Origin of the sequence: Oleiharenicola lentus, assembly GCF_004118375.1 — a bacterium.
GTDB classification, from domain to species: Bacteria; Verrucomicrobiota; Verrucomicrobiia; order Opitutales; family Opitutaceae; genus Lacunisphaera; species Lacunisphaera lenta.
Window position 1 is genome coordinate 527953 of the sequence record NZ_SDHX01000001.1, and the last position, 22402, is coordinate 550354.

Consider the following 22402-nt stretch of genomic DNA (forward strand, 5'->3'; position numbering starts at 1 on the left):
AAAAACCGCATCTGGGCACGGCGGCCGGGCCTTGTCCACCGCAAGTTAAGTCATCGGTTTAATATAACTAACGCTGTGCGGTTTGCGCGGCGTGGATTAATGCGCGGCCTGCACGGCGACGGCGGTCGTGGGCGCGGCGGCCTTTTGCTGGTGACGCCTTTCGGCGAGCAGCGTGTAGAACGCTGGCACCACGAAGAGCGTGAAAAGCGTGCCGATGCTCATGCCCGTGGCGATGACGAGGCCGATGCTGAAACGGCTCTCGGCGCCGGCGCCCTCGGCGCGCAGCAGCGGCAATACGCCGAGCACCATGGCGGCGGTCGTCATGAGGATCGGGCGCAGGCGGACGGCGGCGGCATGCTCGACCGCGTGCCGGACGCTCATGCCCTGTTCCTCCTGGAGCTTGTTGGCGAACTCCACGATCAGGATGCCATGCTTGGTAATGAGGCCAACGAGGGTGATGAGGCCGACCTGCGTGTAGATGTTGAGCGTGGCGAAGCCGAAGAACAGGAACACCATCGCGCCGGCGATCGAGAGCGGCACGGACATCATGATGATGAATGGATCTCGCCAGCTCTCGTATTGCGCGGCCAGCACGAGGAAGATTGCCACGACGGCGAACAGGAACGTCACCATGAGCGAGCTGCCTTCCTGCACGAACTGGCGCGACTCGCCGTTGAAATCGAGCGTGAAGCCCTGCGGGAAGAACGCCGCCGCCTCGGTGCGGATCCAGTCCAGCGCCTGGCCCTGCGACACGCCCGGCGCGGGGGAGAACGCCAGCGTGGCGGCGTTCAGCTGCTGGAAGCGGCGCAGTTCGCGCGGTTGGACGACGGACTCCTCCGTCGCGATGGACGAGAGCGGCACGAGCTCGCCTTTGCTGGTCGAGACGTAGAACTCGGTGACCTGGTCGGGGTTAAGGCGGGCGAGTCGCGTGACCTGCGGGACGACGCGGTAGGCGCGGCCCTCGAAGGCGAAGCGGTTCACGTAGCCGCCGCCAAGCATCGCCCCGAGGTCGGCACCGAGCTGCGACATGTTGATGCCGAGCGCGGCGGCCTTTTCGCGGTCGATGACGAGGTTCACCTGCGGCAGGTCGAACTTCAGGTTGTTGTCGCCGAAGACGAACAGCCCGCTGCGCATCGCGCGCTGCAGCAGCGCGTCGGACACTTCGGCCACGCGCGCATGCGATTCGGTCGAGTTCACGACCACCTGCACCGGCAGGCCGCCGGCGGCGCCGGGCAGCGAAGGCCGGAGAAACGCCGAGAGCCGGATGCCACCGAGGGTGGCGACCTTGGCCTGGATTTCGGGCAGCAGCTGCATGGCGGTGCGGTGGCGCTGGCCCCACGGCTTCAAGCGCCAGCCGATGAAGGCGCTGTTAGCCGTGCCGCCGCGGCCGACGAAGAGGAAGAGTTCTGCGGTCTCAACCGGGTAGTCCTTGCGGATGAGATCGGCCACCTCCTTGGCGAACATCATGGTCTGTTCGACGGTGGCTGTCGGCGTCATCTCCGCGTTGAAGAGAATCACGCTCTGGTCCTCCGGCGGCGCGAGTTCGCTCTTGGTCAGCAGGAAGAAGGGCACGATGGCGGCGAACACGAGCGCGGCGACCATGAAGACCGCGCCGCGCGTTTCCAAGGCGACGTGGAGCAGGCGCTCGTAGGCGTTCTGCAGGCGGTCGAAACTCCGGTTGAGCAAGGCCTCGAAGCCGCGGGGGTTGGGATTGTGGCGCAGGATACGGGCACACATCACGGGCGAGAGCGTGAGCGCGACGAAGCCGGAGATGATCACGGCGCCCGCCAGCGTGAAGGCAAACTCGCGGAAGAGCGCACCGGTCAGGCCGCTTTGGAAGCCCACCGGCGCATACACGGCCGCGAGCGTGATGGTCATGGCGATGACCGGTCCGACCAGCTCGTGCGCGCCCTTGATGGCGGCGGCGAAGGGTGAGAGACCCTCCTCGATGTGGCGGTGGATGTTTTCCACCACGACGATGGCGTCGTCCACCACGAGGCCGATGGCGAGCACCATGGCGAGCAGCGTGAGCAGGTTGATCGAGAAGCCCATGGCCAGCATCAGCGTGCAGACGCCGACCAGCGACAGCGGGATCGCCACGATCGGGATCACAACGGAGCGGAACGAACCGAGGAACAGGTAGATAACGATGATCACGATGACCATGGCTTCGACGAGCGTCAGCATCACCTCGTGGATGGAGTCGTTGATGAACTCGGTGAAGTCGGCGACGATCTTGGCGCTCAGGCCGGGCGGTAGCTGCTCCTGGATCTCGGGCATGACTTGGCGCACGCCCTTGATGACGTCGATCGCGTTGGCCGTGGGCAGGGCGGAGACGCCGATGAACACGCCGTTCACGCCGGAGAAGTTGACGAGCGAGTCGTAGTTTTCCGCGCCGAGGACGACGTCGGCGATGTCACGCAGGCGCACGAGCTGCGTGCCGCTCTCGCGGATGATGATGTTGCGGAAGCCCTCCACGTCGCGCAGGTCGGTCTGCGCGGTGAGGTTGACGGTCATCATGGAGCCCTTGGCCTGGCCGACGGCGGAGAGGTAGTTCTGCGCGGCGAGGGCGGTGCGCACCTGACCCGCGCTGAGGCCCAGCGCGGCCATCTTGTCGGGCTTGAGCCAGATGCGCATGGCGAAGACGCGACCGCCGAGCACCTCGGCCTTCTGCACGCCGGGGATGGTGGAGAGCTTCGGCTGCACGACGCGCACCAGGTAGTCGGTGATCTGGTTGCTCTGCATCGTTTCGCTGCTGAAGCCGATGAAGGCCGAAGGCGTCGTTTCGCCCACGGCCACGTCAAAGATCGGGTCTTCGGAACCGGCGGGCAGCTCGCCGCGCACGCGGTTCACCTTGGCGGTGATCTGGGTCAGCGCGTCGTTCGGGTCGTAATTGAGCCGCAACCGGATCGAGATGGACGCGCCGCCCTGGCGGCTGACGGATTCGATGAAGTCGATGCCGTCGGCCGAGGCGATCTCGCGTTCCAGCGGCGTGGTGACGAAGCCGCGCACGAGGTCGGCGTTGGCGCCGGGGTAGGCGACAGAGACCGTGACGACGGCGTTGCTCGTGAAGGGATACTGGCGGACGACGAGCTTCTGGATGGCCTGCCAGCCGGCGATGAGCAGGAAGAGGTTGAGGACCGTCGCGAGGACCGGTCGCCGGATGAAAATCTCGGTGAGGTTCATCGGCTCAGCTCTCCACGGGCTTCGGGGCGGGGCTGCTGGCGGGCACAACGGTGTTGTTCACCTTGAGCGCTGAGCCGGGACGCAGCTTGGACTGGCCGATGGTGACGACTTGTTCGCCTTCCTTCAGGCCTTCAAGGATTGAGATGAGGTCGCCGCGCTTCGGGCCGACTTTGACCCAGCGCTGCTCGGCGACGGGGGCGCCGTCTTTCTGGCCGACAACATAAACGGAATCGCCGTAGGGGCTGTAAACCACGGCGGTGGTGGGCAGCACGATGACGGCGGTGTCGCCGGGCAACACGACGTCGATCCGCGCGAACATGCCGGGGTGGAGCACCTCGTCTTTGTTCGCCAGCGTGGCGCGGAGGCGGAGATTGCGCGTGGTGTCGGTGATGCGCGGGTCGATGGCCTCGATCTTGCCGTCGAACTGGCGGTCGGGGAACGCATCCACCGTGACTTTCACGGACAAGCCGGTGGCGAGCTGGGCGATGTTCTGCTGGGGCAGGGCGAAGTCCGCGTAGATCGGATCAACAGCTTCGAGGGTGGCGAGGGCATCGCCCTTGTTGAGGAACTGGCCGATGTTGACCTGGCGGATGCCGATGCGGCCGGTGAAGGGCGCGACGATGCGCTTCTTGGCCAGCGTGGCCTTGGTGGCTTCGATGTTGGCCTGGGCCTGCAGGAAGGCGGCCTCGGAGGCGTCGAGGTCGGCCTGGGTGTTGGCGTTGGTCTGGCGGAGTTCGCGCGCGCGCTGGAGGTTGAGTTCGGCGAGCCGCGCGGTGGCTTCGTAGCTGCGCAACTGGGCCGTCTCAGCGGCGGTGTCCATCTCCACGAGCACGTCGCCGGCCTGCACGCGGGCGCCGGATTCAAAGGCGATGCGGACGATGCGGCCCTCGATCTCCGAGCGCACGGTGATGCCTTGGTAGCTCTGGAGCGTGCCGACCGAGCCGAGCGTCATGGCCCAATCCTGGCGGGCGGCCAGGGCGGTCGTGACCGCGGCAGGCACGGGTTTGCGGGCGGCCATCGCGGCCTTGGCCTGGCGGATTTGGAGGGCCTTGTAACCGAAAATGGCGCCGAGGACGGCGACCGCTATGACGGTCGTGAGCAGGAAACGTTTATTCATCGAATTAGCAGGATATTGCGCGGATGCGCAGCCCACGCAAGCGGTGGTCGGGAAAAACTTTGGCTTGAGTAAGCGCGATGCAGGCGTTTCGTCCGGCCTTGCCTGTAGGGGTGTCCTCCGCGGAGGACTGAGATTGCGGTGCGCTCGGCCGCTCGACCCTTCGAACCTGAACGGATCATGCCGACGAAGGAAACAGCAGGCGCCGCGAAAGCGCCACCGGGCGCACGGCGCCCCTTCACTCGGGAGTCCATTTGGGTCGGGCATTTAAACCCAATGCAAATCCCGACACGAATCCTCCTTCTCACCCTCGCCAGTGCGGCCCTTGCGACCGCGCCGGCCCAGACCACCCGGACGCCAGACGCCGCTGCGACCGTGAAGCTCGAGCCGGTGCGCGTCACCGCCGATCTCTGGGAATCGCCGCTCGCGCGCATCCCGGCCAGCGTCACGGTCTATGACGAGCCCGCCCTGCGCGCCGGCGCGGCCCGCCATTTCGGCGACCTCGTGGACCAGATCCCCAACCTCACGTGGACCGGCGGCACGTCGCGTCCGCGCTATCTCCAGATCCGCGGCATCGGTGAAAATTCTCAGTTTGAGGGCGAGACGCCTGATTCCGCCGTGCGCTTCCTCGTGGACGATCTCGACTTCACCGGTCTTGGCACGATCGGCTCAACCTTTGACGTCAGCCAGGCCGAGGTGCTGCGTGGCCCGCAGGCCGGGGCCTTCGGCGCCAACGCGGCCGGCGGCGTCGTGCGGCTCGTGACCAACGCGCCCACGCCCTTCTGGACCGGCCGCGCCGAGGCCACCGTGGGCGGTGACTCGCTCCGCACCGGCTCGTTCGCCGTCGGCGGCCCGCTCTCGCCGGCGCGGCCCGAGCAACTGATGTTCCGCCTGGCGCTGCTGCAGAGCGAGAGCGACGGCTTCCGCCGCAACCTTTCGCTCAACCGCGACACCAACGCGCGCGACGAGCAGACCGCCCGCCTGCGCTTCACCTGGAATCCGAACGAGCTCTGGCGCTGGGACGCCACGCTCCTCGCCGCCGACTTCGACAACGGCTACGACGAGTTCGCCCTCGACAACAACGGACGCAACACGTTCAGCGATCAGCCCGGTCAGGATGCGCAGAAATCCGTGGCCGCCAGCCTGCGCGGGACCTTCTCCGGCTGGGAAGGCGTGCGTGTGACCTCGGTCACGGGCGCCGCGCGCACGCGCTCGCGCTACAGCTACGACGACGACTGGACCGACGCCTCCTACATGGGCTTCAGCGACCTCGCCCGCCTGCGCTGGGTGGTGAACCAGGAGCTGCGGTTCGACTCCGCGCCCGGCGCCGCGCGCCGCTGGACGCTCGGGGCCTTTTATTCCGACACCGAGGAATTCTCGCGCTACACCAACACCGATCCTTGGAACATCCGCGGCCTGCGCACGCACTACCGGGCGGAGAACACCGCGCTCTTCGGCCAGATCGCCCATGATCTCGGCGACGGCTCACGGCTGATCGCCGGTCTGCGCGCCGAGCAGCTCGACCTGCACGGCGCGGGCACGAAGACCCGCTACCGTGCCGGCAGCAACAGCTACGATCCGGTGGTTAACACCCGGCCTTCCTTCGACGACACGCTCTGGGGCGGCCGCGTGGTGATCGAGCACGACCTCAGCGTGAACGAACTGGCCTTTGTGTCCGTCACGCGCGGCTACAAGGCCGGCGGCATCAACGTGGATGCGCGTATCGACGTCACGAGCGATCCGCTCACCTACGACACCGAGACGCTCTGGAACTGGGAGGCCGGCCTGCGCGGCCACTGGCTCGGCGCAAAGCTCACGGGCGAGGTTACGGCTTTCCTGATTCAGCGTGAGGACACGCAGGTGCGCGACTCGGCCGGCTTCGGCGGCAACTACCGGTTCTTCACCGACAACGGCGGCGACTCGCATGTTTACGGGCTCGAGGCTGCCGGCGCCTACGCACTCACGCCGGCCTGGTCGGTGCGGGCCTCGCTCGCGCTGATGCGTTCCGAACTGGAGACGTTCACGCTCAGCAATGGCAACACCGGCGGCGGCCGGGTGCTGGCCAACACGCCGCGCTACGGCTACACGCTGGGCGTGCGTTACGATGCCGGTGCGGGAATCTTCGGCAGCGCGGAGCTCGTCGGCCGGGCGCAGCAGTTTGATTCCAACAACCAGAACGAGGCCCGCCGCGCCTTCCGCGTGGTCAATGCCACGCTCGGTTACGCGTGGGCGCGCTGGAGCGTGACCCTGTGGGGCAAGAACCTGTTCGACGAGGAATACGACCGCCGCGTGTATTTCTTCGGCAACGAGGACCCGGACTACATCGAGACGCGTTACGAGAACCGCGCCGATCCGCGCCAGGTCGGCGTGAGCGCCGCCTACCGATTCTGAGCGGGCCCTGCTTCCGCCCGCGGGCCGCCGTCAGTTGGCGGCCTGCGTCGGGGGGCGCTGGTCGAGCAGCAGCCGGGCGTTTTTCGTGTCAACGGGCAGGGTGAGCTCCCGCCCCGGGTTTTCGCCGATGTAATCGATGCAGGCGGAGGCCAGCGCGTCGAGGTAGGGGGCGAGCTGCTGCTTGGTGTCGGTGATCTTGGTCTTCACGCTCCACAGTTCGGCTCCCTCCTTGCCGGCGGCGTCGGGCACGGCGCGCCCGGTGATCTCGATCGTCTTGTCGTAAACCACCACCGCCTTGGAGTCGGGCGGCGGCAGGAGACCGGCGCCGAGCATGATGTCGGAATTGCGCTGCGTGACGATCTTCACGTAGCCGTGGCCGATGCCGTAGCTGGCCTCGATGACCATGTCGGGTTTGGTGCGGGCCGGGACTTCGTAAAGGCCCCGGGCGGCAAGGGCGTCCCGGATGGCTTCCACGGCGGTGTTCTGGAGCGCGGGCTCAACGCCGCCGGTGGGGTCGTTCACCTCGAGGTGGTAGGAGGCGCCAAGCGGTTTGTTGCGGTCGCTGATGGCGTCGATGGTGACGTCGTGAACCGTCGTGCATCCGGTGAAAATTGCGGCGAGCAGCAGGCCGCCGGAAATGGTCAGGCGCGAATATCGCATGGGAAGAGCTAGGCGCGGGCCGAATCGCCGGACAACTGCAAACCCCCGGGGTCGTCCGACTACATGCCCTTCTTGATGAAGGTCACCACCTCGTCGCCCTCGTTGATCTTCACGGGCTTCGATTCCTTGGTGTTGGTGCCGATGTAGTCGGCGGTGGCCGAGGCGAGGATGGGCATGTATTTCCGCAGCTCCTGGCTGTTGTCCTCGGCGGAGACGTTCACGCTCCAGACCTCGGGCGGCGCGCGGCCCTCCGTGGCCTCGCGATTTTCGCGGGCGGAGAGCTTGAGGAACTTCTCATACACCACGACCGGGTGAACGGATTCCTGCATGCCGAGAAACTCGGTGGTGCCCGGCACATACACCTGCGTCTGGACCTCCACGGTCTCGAAGGTGCCATCCGGGCGCCGGCGGGTCACGTAACGCGTTTCGGTGACGTAACGGCCGGGTTGCTGCACGATGATCGGCTGGCTGATGGTCTCGAACTTGATGCGCGGGGCATCCATGCCGTAGTCGATGTCGATTACGACGTCGGCCTTCTCGGGGGTGGGCGCTTCATACATGCCCTTGCCGGAGAGCGCGGTCCGGACGTAGTCGGCGACCTCCTTGTAGCGGAGGCTGCTCTCTTCCAGCTGGGGGTTCTGGCTGCGGATGTGGTAGGACTGCGCCGAGGCGGTGGCCGGGCCGGTCTCGGCAGGCTGGGCGATGGCGTCAACCTGGACGGTGTAGGTCTTGCTGGAGTCGCACCCGGTCAGCAGCAGGACCAGGATTCCGGCGGCCGCGGCCGCAATACTTCGCTGGAGGTGGCTTGAGTTCATGCCATCCGGGGAGGTGACGTGGAGGTGACTTGGGAAACTCAGTTCGGCCTGACGGCATCCGCAGACGGGGCGCTGGCGGTGGTGGCGGAGGTGTTCTCGACCGGGGCGTTCTTCAGGCGGGCGAGTTCCTCTTCCAGGCGGACGATCTCGGCCTCGGTGGACAGCAGCTTTTCGTTGGCATCGTCGAGGGCCTTTTTCTTGTTTAGGGCGGCGTTGCGCTCCTCGCGCAGCTTGGCCAGCCGGTTGGCGGCGTTGTCCACCTTCTTCTGGGCCTCGGTCAGTTCGAGATCGGAAATCTGGAAACCCTGCGCGACGGCCATCTCCTCGTCGAGGAGCGCCTTGTTCTTGGCCTCCTCGGCCCGCTTGCGGGCGAGTTCCTGCTGGTAGGCGCGTTCCTGGGCGAGGCGGTCCTGTTCCTTGCGTTCCTTCATTTCCTGCGTGAGGCCGACGATGCCGCCGATGATGGCGCCGGCCCCCGCGCCCGCGAGCACGCCCTGGCTGCTGTTGCCGCTGGCGCTGCCGGCGAGGCCGCCAACGACCGCGCCCGCCGCCGCGCCGGTGCCCGCGCCGGTGACGGTCTTGGACGGGGCCACCTGGCAGCCCGCGACGCAGATGATAATGCCGGCCATGATGCTGCCGGTTAACGACCGCCGCAGCCGAGTGGAGGCGTGGACACCTTGGGGGTGGTTCATGGGTGAGGGAAACTTTTGGCAGAGTAGTTGTGTTGGCTATTTTATCAAATCTCCTTTTGTTCAGGCGCCGAGATACCAATCGCACCCCCGTGATCCAGCCTTGAACCGGCGCCCGCCGATCGCTTCGAACCATGGCCATCCTCTCCCGCAACAAGGGTATTTTCTCCCGCGACTTCCTCGTTCCCAACATAGGCCTCCTGGCCTCGATCCTTCTGGTCTGGATCTTTTTCGTGACGGTGGTCAACCCGCGCGTCAGGGAGGTGGAGATCACCCAGCGACTCGCCGCCGCCGGCCAGGCCGCCGACAAGAACAAGGCCGCCCAGCGCTCAATCTACATCATCATCAAGGATCCCGAGCAGGCCGTGGAGATCGCGCTCTGGGTCTGGGCCACGATCATCCTCACCTACAAGCTCATCGAGGTCGGGCGCGAACGCTCGCTGCTCAAGCACGACTTCATCGGCGTGCGGCAGGGCGAGCGCATCATCCCGGAGGACGCGCTCGACCGCTACAAACAGATGAAGGAGGCCGTCGAGGCCACGCCCCGCTGGCAGGAGCGCCTGCTGCCGGATTTCCTGCTGGCGGCGCTGCACCGTTTTCAGGCGACCAGTTCCGTCCAGGATGCGGCGAGCGCGGTCAAGGAACGCGCCGAGCTCGTGGCCGACAACCTCGACTCGGAACTCTCGCTCATCCGCTACATCGCGTGGGCCATCCCCGCGGTCGGTTTCATCGGCACCGTGCGCGGCATCGGCGACGCGCTCACGCATGCGGAGGAGGCGATCAAGGGTGATCTCAGCGGCGTGATCTCGGCGCTCGGCCTCGCGTTCAACTCCACGCTGGTGGCGCTGATCCTCAGCATGGTCCTCATGTATATGCTGCACATGCTGCAGTCGCGGCAGGAGGCGCTGATCCTCGAGCTGCAGAACTACTGCCGCGAAAAGCTCGTCCACATCATGCGCGTGCCGCTGCGCGAGGCCGATTCCACGGGAGCCTGACCCATGAGCACCCTCGGCATCGAACTCTGTGACGCCGGCTTCGAGGCGGCCTTCCCCCGCGACGGTCATGCCGGTTACCCGCTGCTCGAGACCGGCGGCCCGCTGGGCTGGCTGGGCCTGGCCTACCAGGACGGCGCGAAGACGAGCTTCGGCCCGCCGGCCGAGGAATTCTGGCACGCCCGGCCCAAGCAGGTCACGCACGAGCTGTGGAGCCGGCTGTCCCACGACGCCTCGCCGCTCGGGCCGGCCGGCAAGCCGCAATCCTACTCGCAACTCGCCTACTTTTTCCTGCGGGACTACCTCGGGCGGGTGAACTCGGTTGCCGGCGCTCCGGCCAAGGCCGTGCTGGCCGTGCCCGGCGAATACTTCCTCGACACGGCCACCGAGGAGGAGCGCATCGGCCTGCTGCTCGGCATGGCCCACGAGCTGAAGCTGCCGCTGGCCGGCATCGTGGACATGGCGTCGGCCGCCCTGTGCGACACCCGGATCGATTACTTCGACCGCCAGCTGCCACTGCTGATGATTGATGTCCACCTCCGCGGCGCGGAGCTCACGCTCTTCCAGCCGGAAGCGGACGGGCGTTTCGCGCGCCGCGACTTCGCGAAGGTCTCGCACGCGGGCTTCAACGACCTGCTGCGCCACCTCACGACCACGATGGCCAACCGGTTCCTGCGGCACACCACCTTCGACATCCAGGAGGACGGGCGCATCGGGCAGGCATTCTACCGGCAGACCAAGGAATTTTTGCTCACGGGCGTGATGGGTTACCACTACCAGATCAACACCGGCACGCGCACCTACGAGCTTGTGGCCACCCGCGACCAGCTGGCCACGGACCTTGCGGCCTTCAACCAGGCGTTGCTCCAGGGCGCCCAGGCGATCCTCAAGAAGAGCGCCGGGCGCGCGCCGCGTTGCACGGTCGCCCTGACCGCCCGCGCGGATTTGCTGCCGGGCCTGGCCGGGGTGCTGCATGCGGCCGGTTTGGCACGCGTCATCCATCTGCCGCCCGGTGCCGCCGCGTGCGGCGCCGCCCGGCTCGGCGCCAGCCGCGAAGCGCCCGCGCAGATTGACGACGTGCCGGTCGAGACCGCGGTGCCCGCGCACCTGCTGCCGGAACCGTCCGCCGAGCGGCTGATCATCCGTCTGGTCAAAGCCCGGCGCACGGCGCTGGCCCGGCGGCCGACGCACGCGCTCTGCGAAGGGCTGGGCCATCCGCTCGACGGCCAGAAGGTTTTCACCATCGGCCCCGCCACGCTCTCGCCCGACCTCACGCTGCCGGAAGAGTTCGACGACCTCGGGCCCGGTGGGCAGGTGCTGCTTGAGCAGCGGGACGGCCTCTGGTGGCTGCCGCCTTCGCCGCTCACGCAGCTCGCCGAGCGCGCGCTCATCGAGCCCGGTGACCGCCTGTCCATTCACCACGGGACGCACGAAACCGAGGTGCTGTTCGCCTACTGCCCCGACGGTGGCGCCGCCCCGCATCGTCAGGTTTGAGCGAGGGCCGCCGCCATGCTGAAAGGCAAACGTCGCGAGACCGAGGTGTTCAGCATGTCCTTCATGGACTGCATCTGCTGCGGCTTTGGCGCGGTGTTGCTGCTGTTCATCCTCACCACGGGCCAGAAAGCCGACCACAGCGAGGAAACCGTCGAGGAACTCAAACAGCGGGTGGCCGAGATGGAGAAGGAGATCACCAAGGAGCAGGATGTGCTCGCGAAGATGGCGCGTCCCGCGGCCATGACCGCCGAGCAGCTTGCGGCCGTGAAGCAGGAGAATGAAAACCTCAAGCGCAAGGCAGACGAGCTGGACGCTGAACTCAAACAGCTGCTGCGCCAGCTGGCAGCCTTGAAGAATGAAGAGGCCAAGCTGCTGGCCGACCTCAAGGCCATGCCCGAGGAGGAGCAGCAGCCGGTGCCCATCCCCGAGGTTGACCGCCGCCAGTATCTCACCGGCGTGCAGATGGAGGGCAGCCACGTGCTGTTCATCGTGCGCGCCTCGGGCAGCATGCTCGGCGACACCATCGACGAGGCCGCGGCGCGGCTGGATGATCCCGATTTCAAGAAACGCGAGGCGCCCAAGTGGCAGCGCGTGATCAAGGCGCTCGAGTGGCTGGTGGCCAGTCTCGCGCCCGACACCAATTTCCAAATCCTGCTCTTCAACGACGAGACGATCCCGCTGGTGCCCGACCGGGGCGAGGGCTGGATCTCACGCGGCGACCGCCCCGGCGTCCAGCAGACCCTGACCAAGCTGCGCCAGGTCGTGCCCAAGGGCTCGGCCAACCTCGAGCGGGCCTTCAACCAGGTGCGCTACATGCCCACGCTGCCCGATGCCATCGTGCTCATCACCGACGGCCTCCCCACGGCGAGCGAGGGTTCCCCCGATGCCTCCAGCACCGACGATGACACCCGCATGCTCTTCCTCCGGCAGGCCGTGCGCCAGCTGCCCCCGCGCATCCCGGTGAGCACGATCCTCTTTCCCACGAGCGGTGATCCCGGTGCGCCCGCGCTTTATTGGGAGCTGGCCGGCTTCACCAAGGGCGCGCTCGTCAGTCCCTCCGCCGACTGGCCCGACACATGATCCGCCGCTCCAACGTTCCGATCTTCAGCCTGTCGTTCCTGGACTGCATCTGCTGCGGCTTCGGGGCGATCATCCTGATCTTCGTGCTGACGATGGGCTCGCAGACCAAGGTCGTGCAGGAGCTGCGCGAGCGTCTGCAGCGCATCATCCAGCAGCAGCTCATCACGCTCGCGGACCTGCGCCGCAGCCAGGAGGAGATCCTCATCACCCAGGCGCTCGCCGCGGATTCCACGCTCGCCGAGCAGGACAAGGAGACACTCAAGCAGCTGCTGGCGCGCCTCGACCAGCAGGTGGCCGAGCAGAAGGCGGCCCGCGACCGGCTGCTCGTGGACGTCGCCGAGATCAAGACCGACCTTGCCGCCCGCCAGAAACCGAAGGAGGTGGAGCTCAAGGCCGTCGAGCCTTCGCCCATCGGACTGCCGGCCTTCAGCACGCACGTGGCCTTCATCATCGACAGCTCGGGCTCCATGCGCGACCCCAACTCCGAGCGGATCTGGCCCATCGTGCTGCGCAAGTTTGACGAGGTGCTCGATGCCTTCCCCGAGGTGAAGGGCATCCAGTTCCTCGATGCCGACGGACGCTTCATCCTCGGCGGCCGGCAGGCCGAGCAGCGCTGGCTCCCCGACAACGACAACAACCGCAAGGCCATCAAGGAGGCGCTCTTCAATTACGATATCTTCAGCAACAGCAATCCCGTGCCCGGCATCGTGCGCGCCCTGCGCACGCTGCTCGACGAGAACGACAAGGAAATGCGCATGACCATCTTCATCCTGGGCGACGAGTTCACCGGCACCGCGGACGCCGTGATCCGGCGTCTGGACGAACTGAACCCCAAGAATGAGGAGGGCAAACGCCGGGTGATCATCAATGCGATCGGGTTTCCCACGGCGGTCAAAATGGGTTTCTCCATGGGCAACACCGGTGTGAAATACGCCAACCTGATGCGCGAGGTCTGCTTCCAGCACGGCGGCGCCTTCATCGCCCTGCGAGAGATCGAGGAACGCGACGACCGCGAAGCCGAGCGGGAACGCGGGCGCTGAGGCGGGCTCAGTATTCCGGCCAAAACTACGGCGTCTCCCAGTCTGGGCGCAACACAGCCGGACTCAGCCTGACTCAGGCAGACGAGACGATTTCAGGGCGCAACCATGGGAACCAAACGGTGGAGCGCGTTGCTCCCCAACGCGCTGAGGATGTCCGCTGCGCTGCCAGCGCCCTGAGGAGCAGGTCGCTCCGCCTCCCCTGCAAGATCCTCGCTCAGATGCCGAGGATCCAGCGCAGCAGTTGCACGATGTTGAGGCTGCTCTGCTGCTGTTGCTGCTGCGAGGGCTGGCCGGGTTGGCCGGGCTGCCCCGGTTGTCCCGGCTGACCGGACTGGCTGGAACTGGAGCTGGAGGAGCTGGAACTGGAGGAACTTTGCTGCTGCCGGGATTGCTGTTGCTGCTGGGAGGGACGTCCCGGCTGGCCCTGCTGAGACGACGGCTGGCCGGGCATGGCGACCTGGAGGCCCTGCTGTTGTTGCTGTTGCTGGGATGAAGATTGTTGCTGGCTGCTCTGCTGACCCTGCTGGCCGCTTTGTTGGCCGCTCTGCTGGCTGCGACTGTTGCTGCTGCTGCGCTGCCCCTGGCCCTGCGAGCTGCCGTCGGCCACGCTCTGGCCTTCGTTGGAATACTGGCCGGGTTGAGAATCCTGGCCGTTCTCCGCGCCGTCGCCGTCCATGTCGCTGTCCTGACCGTTGGGCACGCCGTCGCCGTCCATGTCCCCATCCTTGGAATCGCTCACACCGTCGCCGTCGAGGTCGCCGTCAGCCGTGTTGGGAATGCCGTCGCCATCCATGTCACCGTCGTTGTGATTCTCGATGCCGTCACCGTCCATGTCGCCGTCTTGCTCGTTGGGCACGCCGTCGCCGTCCATGTCGCCGTCCTGGCGGTTCGGGATTCCGTCGCCGTCCATGTCGGGATCCTCGTGGTCGGCGATGCCGTCGCCGTCCATGTCGCCATCGCCGCCGGTGGGCTTGCCGTCGAGATCGTGGTCTTCCTTGCCGCCGCCGCCTTTCTGGCCGCCGCCTTCGCCGCGCCGGCCCATTTCGCCGCTGAAGGTGAACTTCACGACATCGATCTCGCTGGTATCGAGGGTGGGCCGGGTGCGGATGGCCGCATCGCGCACGGCCTCGAGTTCCCAGCGCGCCTTGCGGGCGGAATCCTCGTCGGCGAGCGGGCCGAAGAGGTAGGTCAGGTTCTCGTGCTTGTAGCGCACATACCAGCCCTCGTCGCTGGGGCCGAGGCCGGTGATGTTGATGCCGGCATATTTCTCGTTGAACTCGGTCTCCGCCAGCTGCCAGAGCTCGGCGATGCCCTCGACGGGCAAGATGACGGTTTTGGCCGGGGCGCCGGTGGCGAGCAGACCGAGCAGGAGACAGGGCAGGAGGCGTTTCATGGGCGACATCAGAGGCCCTTGGGGATGACCTTGCCCTTCTCAACGCCTTGGTTGCGGTTGTTACCCTGCTGGCCGGGTGGAACGGGTTTCTCGTATTGTTGGGCCTTGCTTGGCTCGTTGCCGACCATGTCAGGAGTTTGCGGGACGGTCTGGATCTGCAGCGTGGCGTCGCCGATCTTCATGTCGCGGGCGCTGCCCTGCTGGGGACCGCCGGCCGGTTGAGGCTGCCCTTGCAGGCTTTGGGCCTGGGCGCCCACGGCCTCGCCTTGCGATCCACCCTGGGCGACTTGTTGGGCAGAGGCGCCGCCTTGCTGCTCGGCCTGTTGCGGTTGCTGCTGCCCGCCGCCGCCCTGTTGCTGCTGGGCGGATGGATCGGGTGCAGAGGCGCTTTGCGGGCCAGATTTGGGCGAGACGCGATCCTGCTGCTCGGCTTCCTGCTCGCCCATCTCGATCTCGGAGATCATGCCGTAGAGCGGTCGTTTCTCGGGTTCATATTTCGAGCCGTCGAGCAACTCGGGATCAGGCAGCACCCCTTTGGCCTTCACGGCGCCCTTGGCCGCCGGGTTTTGTTTCGCGCGGGGAGTGGCAGCGCCCGGGGCGACCGGTGGAGTGGAAGACTGGGCGACGGCCTCGCCAGCGATCAGGGCGGCGAGGAGGAAGGGCAGGGGGGTAAGCTTCATGGCGCGGGGTCAGCGGTTGGCGCGGAGGGTGCAGGCCACGCTGACCACCGGCGGGGTCGAGCCGTTCCGCACCTGCAGCACGAGCAGGACATCCTGGTAGCCCTTGCGGCGGCTCACGATCTCGTAGTTGCCGGGCAGCATCTTGACGGTCTGCGAGGTGATCTTGCCGAGCATGCGGAAGTTGCTGATCGAGACCCAGCAGTTGCCGTCGGACTGGAAGGTCACGTCCACCGGCTTGCTCTGCAGGTTGAGCACGTTGCGGAGCTGGCTCACGCGGTCGGTCATGGCGAGGTAGGCGGGCTTGATCTCCATGGCCTCGTTGAACGAGCGGATGCCCGCCTGGAATTCGGCGCGCTGGGCGTGGGCCTCGGCGATGTCCACGAGCTTGTTGTATTGCATCAGCGTGCGGATCATCTTGCCCGTGCGGAAATAGCCGTCCTTGGCCTCGACGTGGTTGGCGTCGAGCTCGATGGTCTGGGCGTAGGCGCCGCGGGCCTGCTCCCATTCGTATTTGTTTTCGTAGGCGAGGGCCTTGCCGAGCGCGGTCTTCACGGCCTCGCGGTGCGCGGTTTCCTTGGTCTCCGCGAGGGCCTTCTTCACCTTCTCGTCCTTCGGATCCACCTTGAGCGCGCGTTCATAGGCGGCGATGGCCTTGTCCCACTGGGCCGCGTCGCGGTGCGTCGTGGCCTCGGCCAGCGCGCTGTTGAGCTCGGTCTCCTTCTTGAGGCGCTCGTTGCGGGCCTTGCCCTGCTGGGAAACGGCCGAGAAGGCGTCGAGCTCGAAGGCCTTGCCGTAGGATTCGGCGGCGAGCGCGTGTTCCTTCTTCTGCTCATAGGCCTCGCCTTGGAGGATCAGCGCGCGCACGCGGTCGGCGACCTCGGCGCGCTTCAGGCCCTGCAGGGCGATCTCGTTGGCCGGGTCCTTTTCCAGCGCGGCCTGGAAGGAGGCGAGCGCGCGGGGCTTGTCGCCGGCGGCCACGGCCTCGAGCGCCGTGCGCATGTTTTCGTCCACAAAATCCTTCAGCGCCTGCTCGGCCCGGTCGAGGGCGGCGAAGGCGTCGTCGAACTGCTTCTTGGCGGTGGCGAAGCTGCCGTTGAGGTAGAACTCGCGGCCGGCGCCGGCGGAGGCGAACGCCGTCTCGAATTCCAGCGCGGCCAGCGGGCGGGCGCGGTCGAGCTCGCGCATGCGGGCCAGCACCTCGTCGTAGGCTTTCTGCGTGCTCTGCTTCAGCTTCACGTTCTCGCTGAAGGCGTCGATCTCGCGGCCCAGGGTGGTGAAGTGCGCGTAGGCCGCGCGGTAGTTGCGACCCTCCAGCAGGAGCTCGCCGTCGAGGAAGGATTTTTCGATGAGGATGAGCTGGTTCAGCTGGCTCTGGTGGTCCTGCGGGAGGCGGCGGATCTCGGCGAGGGCCTTGGCCACGTTTTCGCGGGCGAGGCTCGCCTTGGATTCGCTGACGAAGACCTGGCCCGGGTCGGTCTCATCCACCGTCTGGACGGCGGCGGTCGGGCGGAGGAACTGGTCGCCGACGACGAGGCGGACGCCGCGGATGACCAGCCCCGCGAGAATGAGCAGCCCGAGCGTGCCGCCGAGGGTCCATCCCACGATGCGGAGCAGGGTCCAGGGTTTGGCGCCGTTGGCTCGTCCGTGATCCGGGTCCCAATGAATTACCCGACGTTTCCGGTTGGTGGAGGCATCCGATGAATCACTCATACACAGGGGGGAGGCGTTGGCAGTGGCGTGCGGCGCGGTGACTGCGGGGTTGGCGGGGGGCGCGGAACTGGAAGTTAAAATTTAGGACCCAAAAGTCAAACGGCGGTTCGTTGCGCGGGCAGATTTTACCCACCCGCTTGCAAATGCACAACGCGTGCCTATTTCTCGGAGCCGGTTGTAATGCCATCCACCGCATGAGCACCCTCGCCCGCCCAGCCTGTCTCGGCCTGCTTGCCTGCCTGTTGGCGGCGCCCGGTTGCTACAAGGTGCCGGTCACCGGCCGCGCCGCGGTCAACATGGTCTCCGACGAGGCGGTCATCAAGGTGAGCCAGGAGGCCTTTGCCGATTTCAAGAAACGCTACCCCGTCACCCGCAACCGCGCCTACGACCAGCGCGTGCAGCGCATCGGCGAGCGGCTGGCCAAGGTCGCGTTCTGGGACGTGCCCGCCGCCGAGTGGGAGTTCGTCGTGCTCGAGGCGCCCGACCAGATCAACGCGTTCGCCATGGCCGGCGGCAAGGTCGGGGTCTTCACCGGGCTGTTCAAGATCGTGCACAATGACGACCAGCTCGCCTCCGTCCTCGCCCACGAGATCGCCCACGTGGCGGCCAAGCATGTGAACGAGCGGCTCTCCCAGGCCATGGCCATCCAGGGCGGCGGCCTCATCGTGAGCGGCGTCATGTCCACCACCGGCGCCGGGGCGCTGACCTCCAACGCCGTGCTCGAGGCCTACGGGCTCAGCACCGGCATCGGCGCCACGGGGTTTGACCGGAAAAAGGAAAAGGAAGCCGACCACATCGGGCTCATCTACATGGCCCGCGCCGGCTACAACCCCGAGGAGGCGCCCAAGGTGATCGAGAACCTCGAGCAGGCCAACGCCGGCCGGGCGATGCCCCCCGCCCTCCTTTCCACCCACCCCAGCTACCCTGAGCGAATCCTGCAGATGATCGACCTGATGCCAAAGGCGCTTGAGATTTACCGGCAGAGCAGCCAGAAGCAGGCACCGCAGCTGGTGAAGTAGTCACCATGTCACCTCTCAACTTCCGGGCCACCCTGTTCCGCCGCGTGCGCCAAGCTGCGGCCGGCAGCGGGATTTTTTTGACCCTGCTCGCGACCGCCGCCGCCGCCGCGACCGAGGCGGCCGAGGCGTCGGCCGGCAGCGCGAACCGGCAGTCCCCGGTCGTGCTGCGCCGCGTGACGCTGGATTTTCCACCGGAATTGAAGAAGGAACTCGTCCAAGGCTCGGTCATGCTGGAGTGCCTGGTGGACACCGAGGGCAAGGCCCGGCAGATCCACGTGGCCGAGGCCACGCACCCGGCCTTCGCCCGCGTGGCCGTGGAGTCGCTGGAGCTCTGGGAGTTTGCGCCGGGCACGATCAACGGGCAGCCGGCGCCCATGCGCATCCGCGTGCCCTTCGAGTTCCAGCTTTCTTCCCAGGAAATCCTCGAGACCGTGGCGGGCCGGCCGGTATTCATGGAGGTGCGCGAGACCGTGATTCCGGCCTCCCAGCTGCCGAATTGGCCCCGCCCGAAAAATTTCTACATCCCGCGCTACCCGCCCGAGCTCGAGGGCAGCGGCAAATACGGCAAGGCGGTGGTGAACATCACCATCGACAAGGAGGGCCGGGTGATCAACCCGCGCCTGGTGAAGGCCACCTATCCCGAGTTCGTGGCCCCGGCCCTCATCACCGCCCTGAAACTGGAATTCCCGCCCCAGGTGATGGCCAACCGCGAGGCCATCCACGTGAATCTCGACATCCAGTTCGACTTCAAGGTGCCCGACAAGGACCAGCGCGCCGCGGACAAGGCCAAGGCGAAGGCGAAGGCGGAGAAGGCGAAGCAGAAGTGAATCCCCGGCCCGGGCTCCCATGTTTTTCGGTTCGCCAGCTGGCGACCGGCCGTTGAAACCGACGCATGGCCCGCAAGTCCACCGCTTCCCGCTCTCCGAAAATCCCCGGCGCGCTGCGCCGCACCAAAGCGTTCCTCGTGGTGAACCTCGTGCTCTGGGGCGCGATCGGCGGCTGGTTTCTTTTCCAACCCGCCGCGCGCCAGCAGGAGGTGGCGCGGCTCGTCGGCAACGCCTTCGACGGCCGCAAGCAGGTCACGGCCTTCGACGTCGCGTGGGATCTCTGGCAGCTCTACGCCGGCGAGGACTACGTCGCCGCCGTCGCGCCGGGCGACAAGGTCCACCTCTACGGCGGCGTGCCGCACCTGCGGCCGGACCTCGCCCCCGTGCGCGTGCTCGCCAACCTCGGCTACGTGGCCGGTTACAGCGACACGCTGGGCAACCCGCTCTGGGCCGCTTACCGCCTGCACGACATCGAGCCGTCCGCCACGCCGGAACGGCCCGACGAGTTTTCCCTCGACCTCCGCACCTCCGCCCGCATCGAGCCCGGCGACTACGCGCGCAGCGGCTACGATCGCGGACACCTCGCGCCGAACTTCGCCATCGCCTCGCGCTACGGCGCTGCCGCCCAGCGCGAGACTTTCCTGATGTCCAACATCATTCCCCAGAAACACGCGCTCAACGCCGGCCTCTGGAAGCAGCTCGAACAACGCATCGCGAACAGCTACCCCGCGCGCTTCGGCGAAGTCTGGGTGATCGCCGGCCCGGTCTTCGGCCCGAAACCGGAGAAACTCCGCCGCCGCGTCGCCGTGCCCGAATCGTGCTTCATGATCATTGTGGACGAGAGCGACGGCCGCGTGCGCGCCACGGCCTATCTTTTCCCGCAGGACACGCCCGAGGGCGGCCGGCTTGACGACTTCCTCGTGAGCATCGACGAGCTCGAACACCGCACCGGCCTGGACTTTCTCCCCGAACTACCCGACGCGGCCGAGGACGTCCTGGAAGCCCGCCGGGCCGAGCGCGCGTGGTGAGTTTCGCCCAAGGTGGTGCGCGTTGCCCGTTCGACGAGCTCAGGGCCTTGAGCCTGCCGAAACGGCTCCTCAACGCGCTGAGGACAACCGCACCGGAAAGCGCCCTGAGGAGCAGGTCGCTCCACCTTCACTCCAGGTCCCGCCTCAAAGCTCCGTCGCAATCTCCGCCACCTGCCGGGCAAAGGTCACACCGCTTTCCGGCGGGAAATGTTTCAACGCATCCGCGCGCAACGCCGGGGCGTGATCACGAATGTAGGTGGCGAAAGCCTTGCGCGACGGGAACGCGTATTGCGTCTCGACGACCGCCGGAGCCGTTTCGCTATCGCGATCCAACAGCACGATGCGCACCGCGGTGGCGCCGCCGGCCTTCACCTGCAGCACATGGCCGGGCGTGAGCCAGGAGAGAAAGCGCCCGCGCTGCTGCACATCTTTGCAGGTGGCACGGACAGTGTAGAGAATCTCGGGCATGGCCGGTGACGTTATGGGAGAGGCACCCTGCGGCAAGTCAGAGGGTAACCACTAAGCAGTTTCACCAAGGGTGAAACTCACGTTATGCCCTTCGGCTAATCGCCTCCGGACTTGATTTAAGGAGCCTGCTGATCGCAGGCCCTTCACCGACCGCGATCAGCGGTCTTCACATCTAAATCCGGAGCCGATCAGGCGGAGGGGATCTCGTAGATTTCGCCTTTGGCGAAATCCTCTTAGTGGTTAACCCCGGATCGGGTTCTTCACCTCAGTGCGACTCGGTGAAGCTCGTGATCGAGTGCCACTCGAAGACTTCCTGCAGGAGCACGCGCTCGGCCTTGGTGATGGCGCGCTCGAGGCCGGCCCAGGTCTGGCTGTGGGCGATCTCCTTGCGCACCGTCTCGAGCCGGATGCACATCTCGCGGTAGCGGGCCACGCGGCGGTGCAGGTCGTTGATCGAGATCAGCGAGATGAACGACGCGGCCAGCACCGGCAGCATGATCGGCGCGAAGTAGAAACAGAACTGCTCCACCCAGCCGGGCACTTCCCAGTGGAAGGTGTGGGCCAGCGCGTAGCCGGTGGTGAACACGATCGCGAGGATCGAGCACACGCCGAAGCCCGTGCGCAGCCGCGTGAGCAGCGGGATGGCCTTGGCCTCCTGCCGGGCGAAATAGGCCAGCTGGTCGTCGATGCGGTTCGCCAGGTATTTCTGCCGGAACGTGTCGAAGTCCGCGCCCACCTCGCGCGCAGCCCGGCGGTGCAGCACGTCGAGTGAGCGGCGCAGCGGCTCCACCCCCGCCCAGTCAAAATCGGCAAACAGGCGCGTGGCGCGCGGCAGGCCCCAGATCGCGAGCGCCGAGCGCGTGATTTCGGCCGCGAGGCGGCAGCGCGTCCAGTGGTGGTGCGTGCGCTGGGTGCGGACGACGATGGCCACGCCGAGCGCGCCGAGCAGCAGCAGCAGCTTGCCCCAGGGCAGCCCGACCCAGTGCCATTCAAAGGCCAGTCCCGCCGTCGCCAGCGCCGTGGCCGACACGTGCAACCAGAGGGTGAACGCGATCAACCGCCGGAAATGCGGCGAACTGTGCGTGGCCGCGTCATCCACCTTCTTCTGGAACGCCGCGACCCGCGCCTGCGAGGTGGCCGGCGCGGCTGCGTCGGCGTCGCCCCCGGGGACCGCGTTCAGGAAACGCAGGTTCTCGTCGTGCAGGCGGACCTTCTCGAAGTTCTCGCGTCGCACGACCTTGGTGTCGGGATTGATGATGACGATCGGCCGGCCCATCGCGCGGGCATAGGCCACGACGTCGGCCGTGCCACCCTTGCCGCGGGCGGGCTGGCCGTCCCACACCACGAGCAGCACGTCGCAGCGGTTCACGATCTCGAAGCCGCCCGACAGGTAGGCCTCTTCGCGGGAGCCCGGCTCGGCGGCGATCTCCAGGTGCTCCGCGCGGGCCAACAGGGCCTTCACCTCGCCCCATTCCTGTGGCGGGAAGTCCCGCTCGAAGTCCACCAGCGGCAGGGGCAGCGAGGCTTCCCAGCCCAGCCCGAGATCCAGCGCCGAGCGGACAAAGATCAGGTCGGCTCCCGCCGCGGCCGAAGAGAGGGCGATCCACTCGCCGGGGGCTTCCTTCTGCAGTTCCTCCAGCGCCGTCTTCACCGCCCGGGTGACGCCCGCCGGGTCGGCCAGCTGACGGTGGCCCGAAAAGCCCACGACATGAAAAAGGGGAAGCTGGCTGGCGTCGGCGGACATGGCGGAGTGGCGCCAAGACGGGTGCCATTGTGGGTTTGGGCTGGCAAGGACTAAGCTTAACCGCCATTAACT

Annotated in this window: 18 protein-coding genes and 1 riboswitch; of the genes, 8 read left to right on the forward strand and 10 right to left on the reverse strand. The window is 66.8% G+C overall.

All coding sequences use genetic code 11. The features are described from left to right. Positions 1 to 96 precede the first annotated feature (96 nt). Together ESB00_RS02205 and ESB00_RS02210 are read right to left on the reverse strand one after the other, a co-directional pair. A complete protein-coding gene (locus ESB00_RS02205) occupies positions 97 to 3186 on the reverse strand; it encodes an efflux RND transporter permease subunit (protein ID WP_129046093.1) in 3090 nt (1029 codons plus the stop codon). 4 nt (positions 3187 to 3190) lie between these two features. Further along, entirely contained in the window at positions 3191 to 4303 is a 1113-nt protein-coding gene (locus ESB00_RS02210; protein ID WP_129046094.1) for an efflux RND transporter periplasmic adaptor subunit, read from the reverse strand. 96 nt (positions 4304 to 4399) lie between these two features. Further along, positions 4400 to 4512: riboswitch (TPP riboswitch) on the forward strand. Between the two features lie 64 nt (positions 4513 to 4576). Between ESB00_RS02210 and ESB00_RS02215 the strand changes: the two genes are divergently transcribed. Continuing rightward, a complete protein-coding gene (locus ESB00_RS02215; protein ID WP_129046095.1) occupies positions 4577 to 6691 on the forward strand; it encodes a TonB-dependent receptor in 2115 nt (704 codons plus the stop codon). A 30-nt stretch (positions 6692 to 6721) separates the two neighbouring features. Here the strand turns inward: ESB00_RS02215 and ESB00_RS02220 are convergent, their stop codons facing one another. Genes ESB00_RS02220 through ESB00_RS02230 form a run of 3 tightly spaced genes read right to left on the reverse strand, consistent with a single transcriptional unit; the run spans position 6722 to position 8858 of the window. Continuing rightward, complete coding sequence (locus tag ESB00_RS02220; RefSeq protein ID WP_129046096.1) at positions 6722 to 7351, reverse strand: hypothetical protein; 630 nt, start codon at positions 7349 to 7351, stop codon at positions 6722 to 6724. A gap of 59 nt (positions 7352 to 7410) precedes the next feature. Beyond that, on the reverse strand, positions 7411 to 8166 hold the full coding sequence (locus ESB00_RS02225) for a DUF4136 domain-containing protein (RefSeq protein WP_129046097.1): 756 nt from the start codon (positions 8164 to 8166) through the stop codon (positions 7411 to 7413). A 38-nt stretch (positions 8167 to 8204) separates the two neighbouring features. After that, a complete protein-coding gene (locus tag ESB00_RS02230) occupies positions 8205 to 8858 on the reverse strand; it encodes a hypothetical protein (protein WP_129046098.1) in 654 nt (217 codons plus the stop codon). A gap of 131 nt (positions 8859 to 8989) precedes the next feature. Here ESB00_RS02230 and ESB00_RS02235 point away from each other — a divergent pair, with 131 nt between their 5' ends. From ESB00_RS02235 to ESB00_RS02250, 4 genes are read left to right on the forward strand one after another with little or no spacing between them, the layout of a single operon-like run. Beyond that, positions 8990 to 9850, forward strand: coding sequence for a MotA/TolQ/ExbB proton channel family protein (locus ESB00_RS02235; protein ID WP_129046099.1), 861 nt, complete (start codon positions 8990 to 8992; stop codon positions 9848 to 9850). A 3-nt stretch (positions 9851 to 9853) separates the two neighbouring features. Further along, positions 9854 to 11341 (forward strand): hypothetical protein, encoded by a 1488-nt coding sequence (locus tag ESB00_RS02240; protein ID WP_129046100.1) that lies wholly within the window; start codon positions 9854 to 9856, stop codon positions 11339 to 11341. Positions 11342 to 11356: 15 nt separating this feature from the next. Then, positions 11357 to 12421 carry a hypothetical protein gene (locus tag ESB00_RS02245; protein ID WP_129046101.1) on the forward strand — a complete coding sequence of 355 codons (1065 nt, stop codon included), beginning with the start codon at positions 11357 to 11359 and terminating at the stop codon, positions 12419 to 12421. Then, positions 12418 to 13461: a vWA domain-containing protein gene (locus ESB00_RS02250; protein WP_129046102.1), complete on the forward strand. Its 1044-nt coding sequence runs from the start codon at positions 12418 to 12420 to the stop codon at positions 13459 to 13461. The genes ESB00_RS02245 and ESB00_RS02250 overlap by 4 nt, the downstream gene beginning before the upstream one ends. A gap of 214 nt (positions 13462 to 13675) precedes the next feature. On the opposite strand, the gene ESB00_RS19530 is transcribed toward ESB00_RS02250, so the two are convergent. The 3 genes from ESB00_RS19530 to ESB00_RS02260 are packed head-to-tail and all read right to left on the reverse strand — an operon-like array spanning position 13676 to position 17244. Then, positions 13676 to 14854, reverse strand: a complete 1179-nt coding sequence (locus ESB00_RS19530) for a hypothetical protein (protein ID WP_164975955.1) — start codon at positions 14852 to 14854, stop codon at positions 13676 to 13678. 8 nt (positions 14855 to 14862) lie between these two features. Then, a complete protein-coding gene (locus ESB00_RS02255) occupies positions 14863 to 15534 on the reverse strand; it encodes a hypothetical protein (protein WP_129046103.1) in 672 nt (223 codons plus the stop codon). Positions 15535 to 15543: 9 nt separating this feature from the next. Then, entirely contained in the window at positions 15544 to 17244 is a 1701-nt protein-coding gene (locus tag ESB00_RS02260) for a tetratricopeptide repeat protein (RefSeq protein ID WP_129046104.1), read from the reverse strand. A 194-nt stretch (positions 17245 to 17438) separates the two neighbouring features. On the opposite strand from ESB00_RS02260, the gene ESB00_RS02265 reads away from it, so the two are divergent. From ESB00_RS02265 to ESB00_RS02275, 3 genes are all read left to right on the forward strand, one after another. Next, positions 17439 to 18263, forward strand: a complete 825-nt coding sequence (locus ESB00_RS02265; RefSeq protein ID WP_164975985.1) for a M48 family metallopeptidase — start codon at positions 17439 to 17441, stop codon at positions 18261 to 18263. A 5-nt stretch (positions 18264 to 18268) separates the two neighbouring features. After that, entirely contained in the window at positions 18269 to 19090 is an 822-nt protein-coding gene (locus tag ESB00_RS02270) for a TonB family protein (protein WP_129046106.1), read from the forward strand. Positions 19091 to 19155: 65 nt separating this feature from the next. Continuing rightward, positions 19156 to 20118 (forward strand): DNA/RNA non-specific endonuclease, encoded by a 963-nt coding sequence (locus ESB00_RS02275; RefSeq protein ID WP_129046107.1) that lies wholly within the window; start codon positions 19156 to 19158, stop codon positions 20116 to 20118. A gap of 144 nt (positions 20119 to 20262) precedes the next feature. Here ESB00_RS02275 and ESB00_RS02280 read toward each other — a convergent pair whose 3' ends face one another. Both ESB00_RS02280 and ESB00_RS02285 read right to left on the reverse strand, forming a co-directional pair. Further along, on the reverse strand, positions 20263 to 20586 hold the full coding sequence (locus ESB00_RS02280; protein WP_129046108.1) for a DUF4286 family protein: 324 nt from the start codon (positions 20584 to 20586) through the stop codon (positions 20263 to 20265). A gap of 265 nt (positions 20587 to 20851) precedes the next feature. Further along, positions 20852 to 22330 carry a hypothetical protein gene (locus ESB00_RS02285; protein WP_129046109.1) on the reverse strand — a complete coding sequence of 493 codons (1479 nt, stop codon included), beginning with the start codon at positions 22328 to 22330 and terminating at the stop codon, positions 20852 to 20854. Between the last annotated feature and the right edge of the window lie 72 nt (positions 22331 to 22402).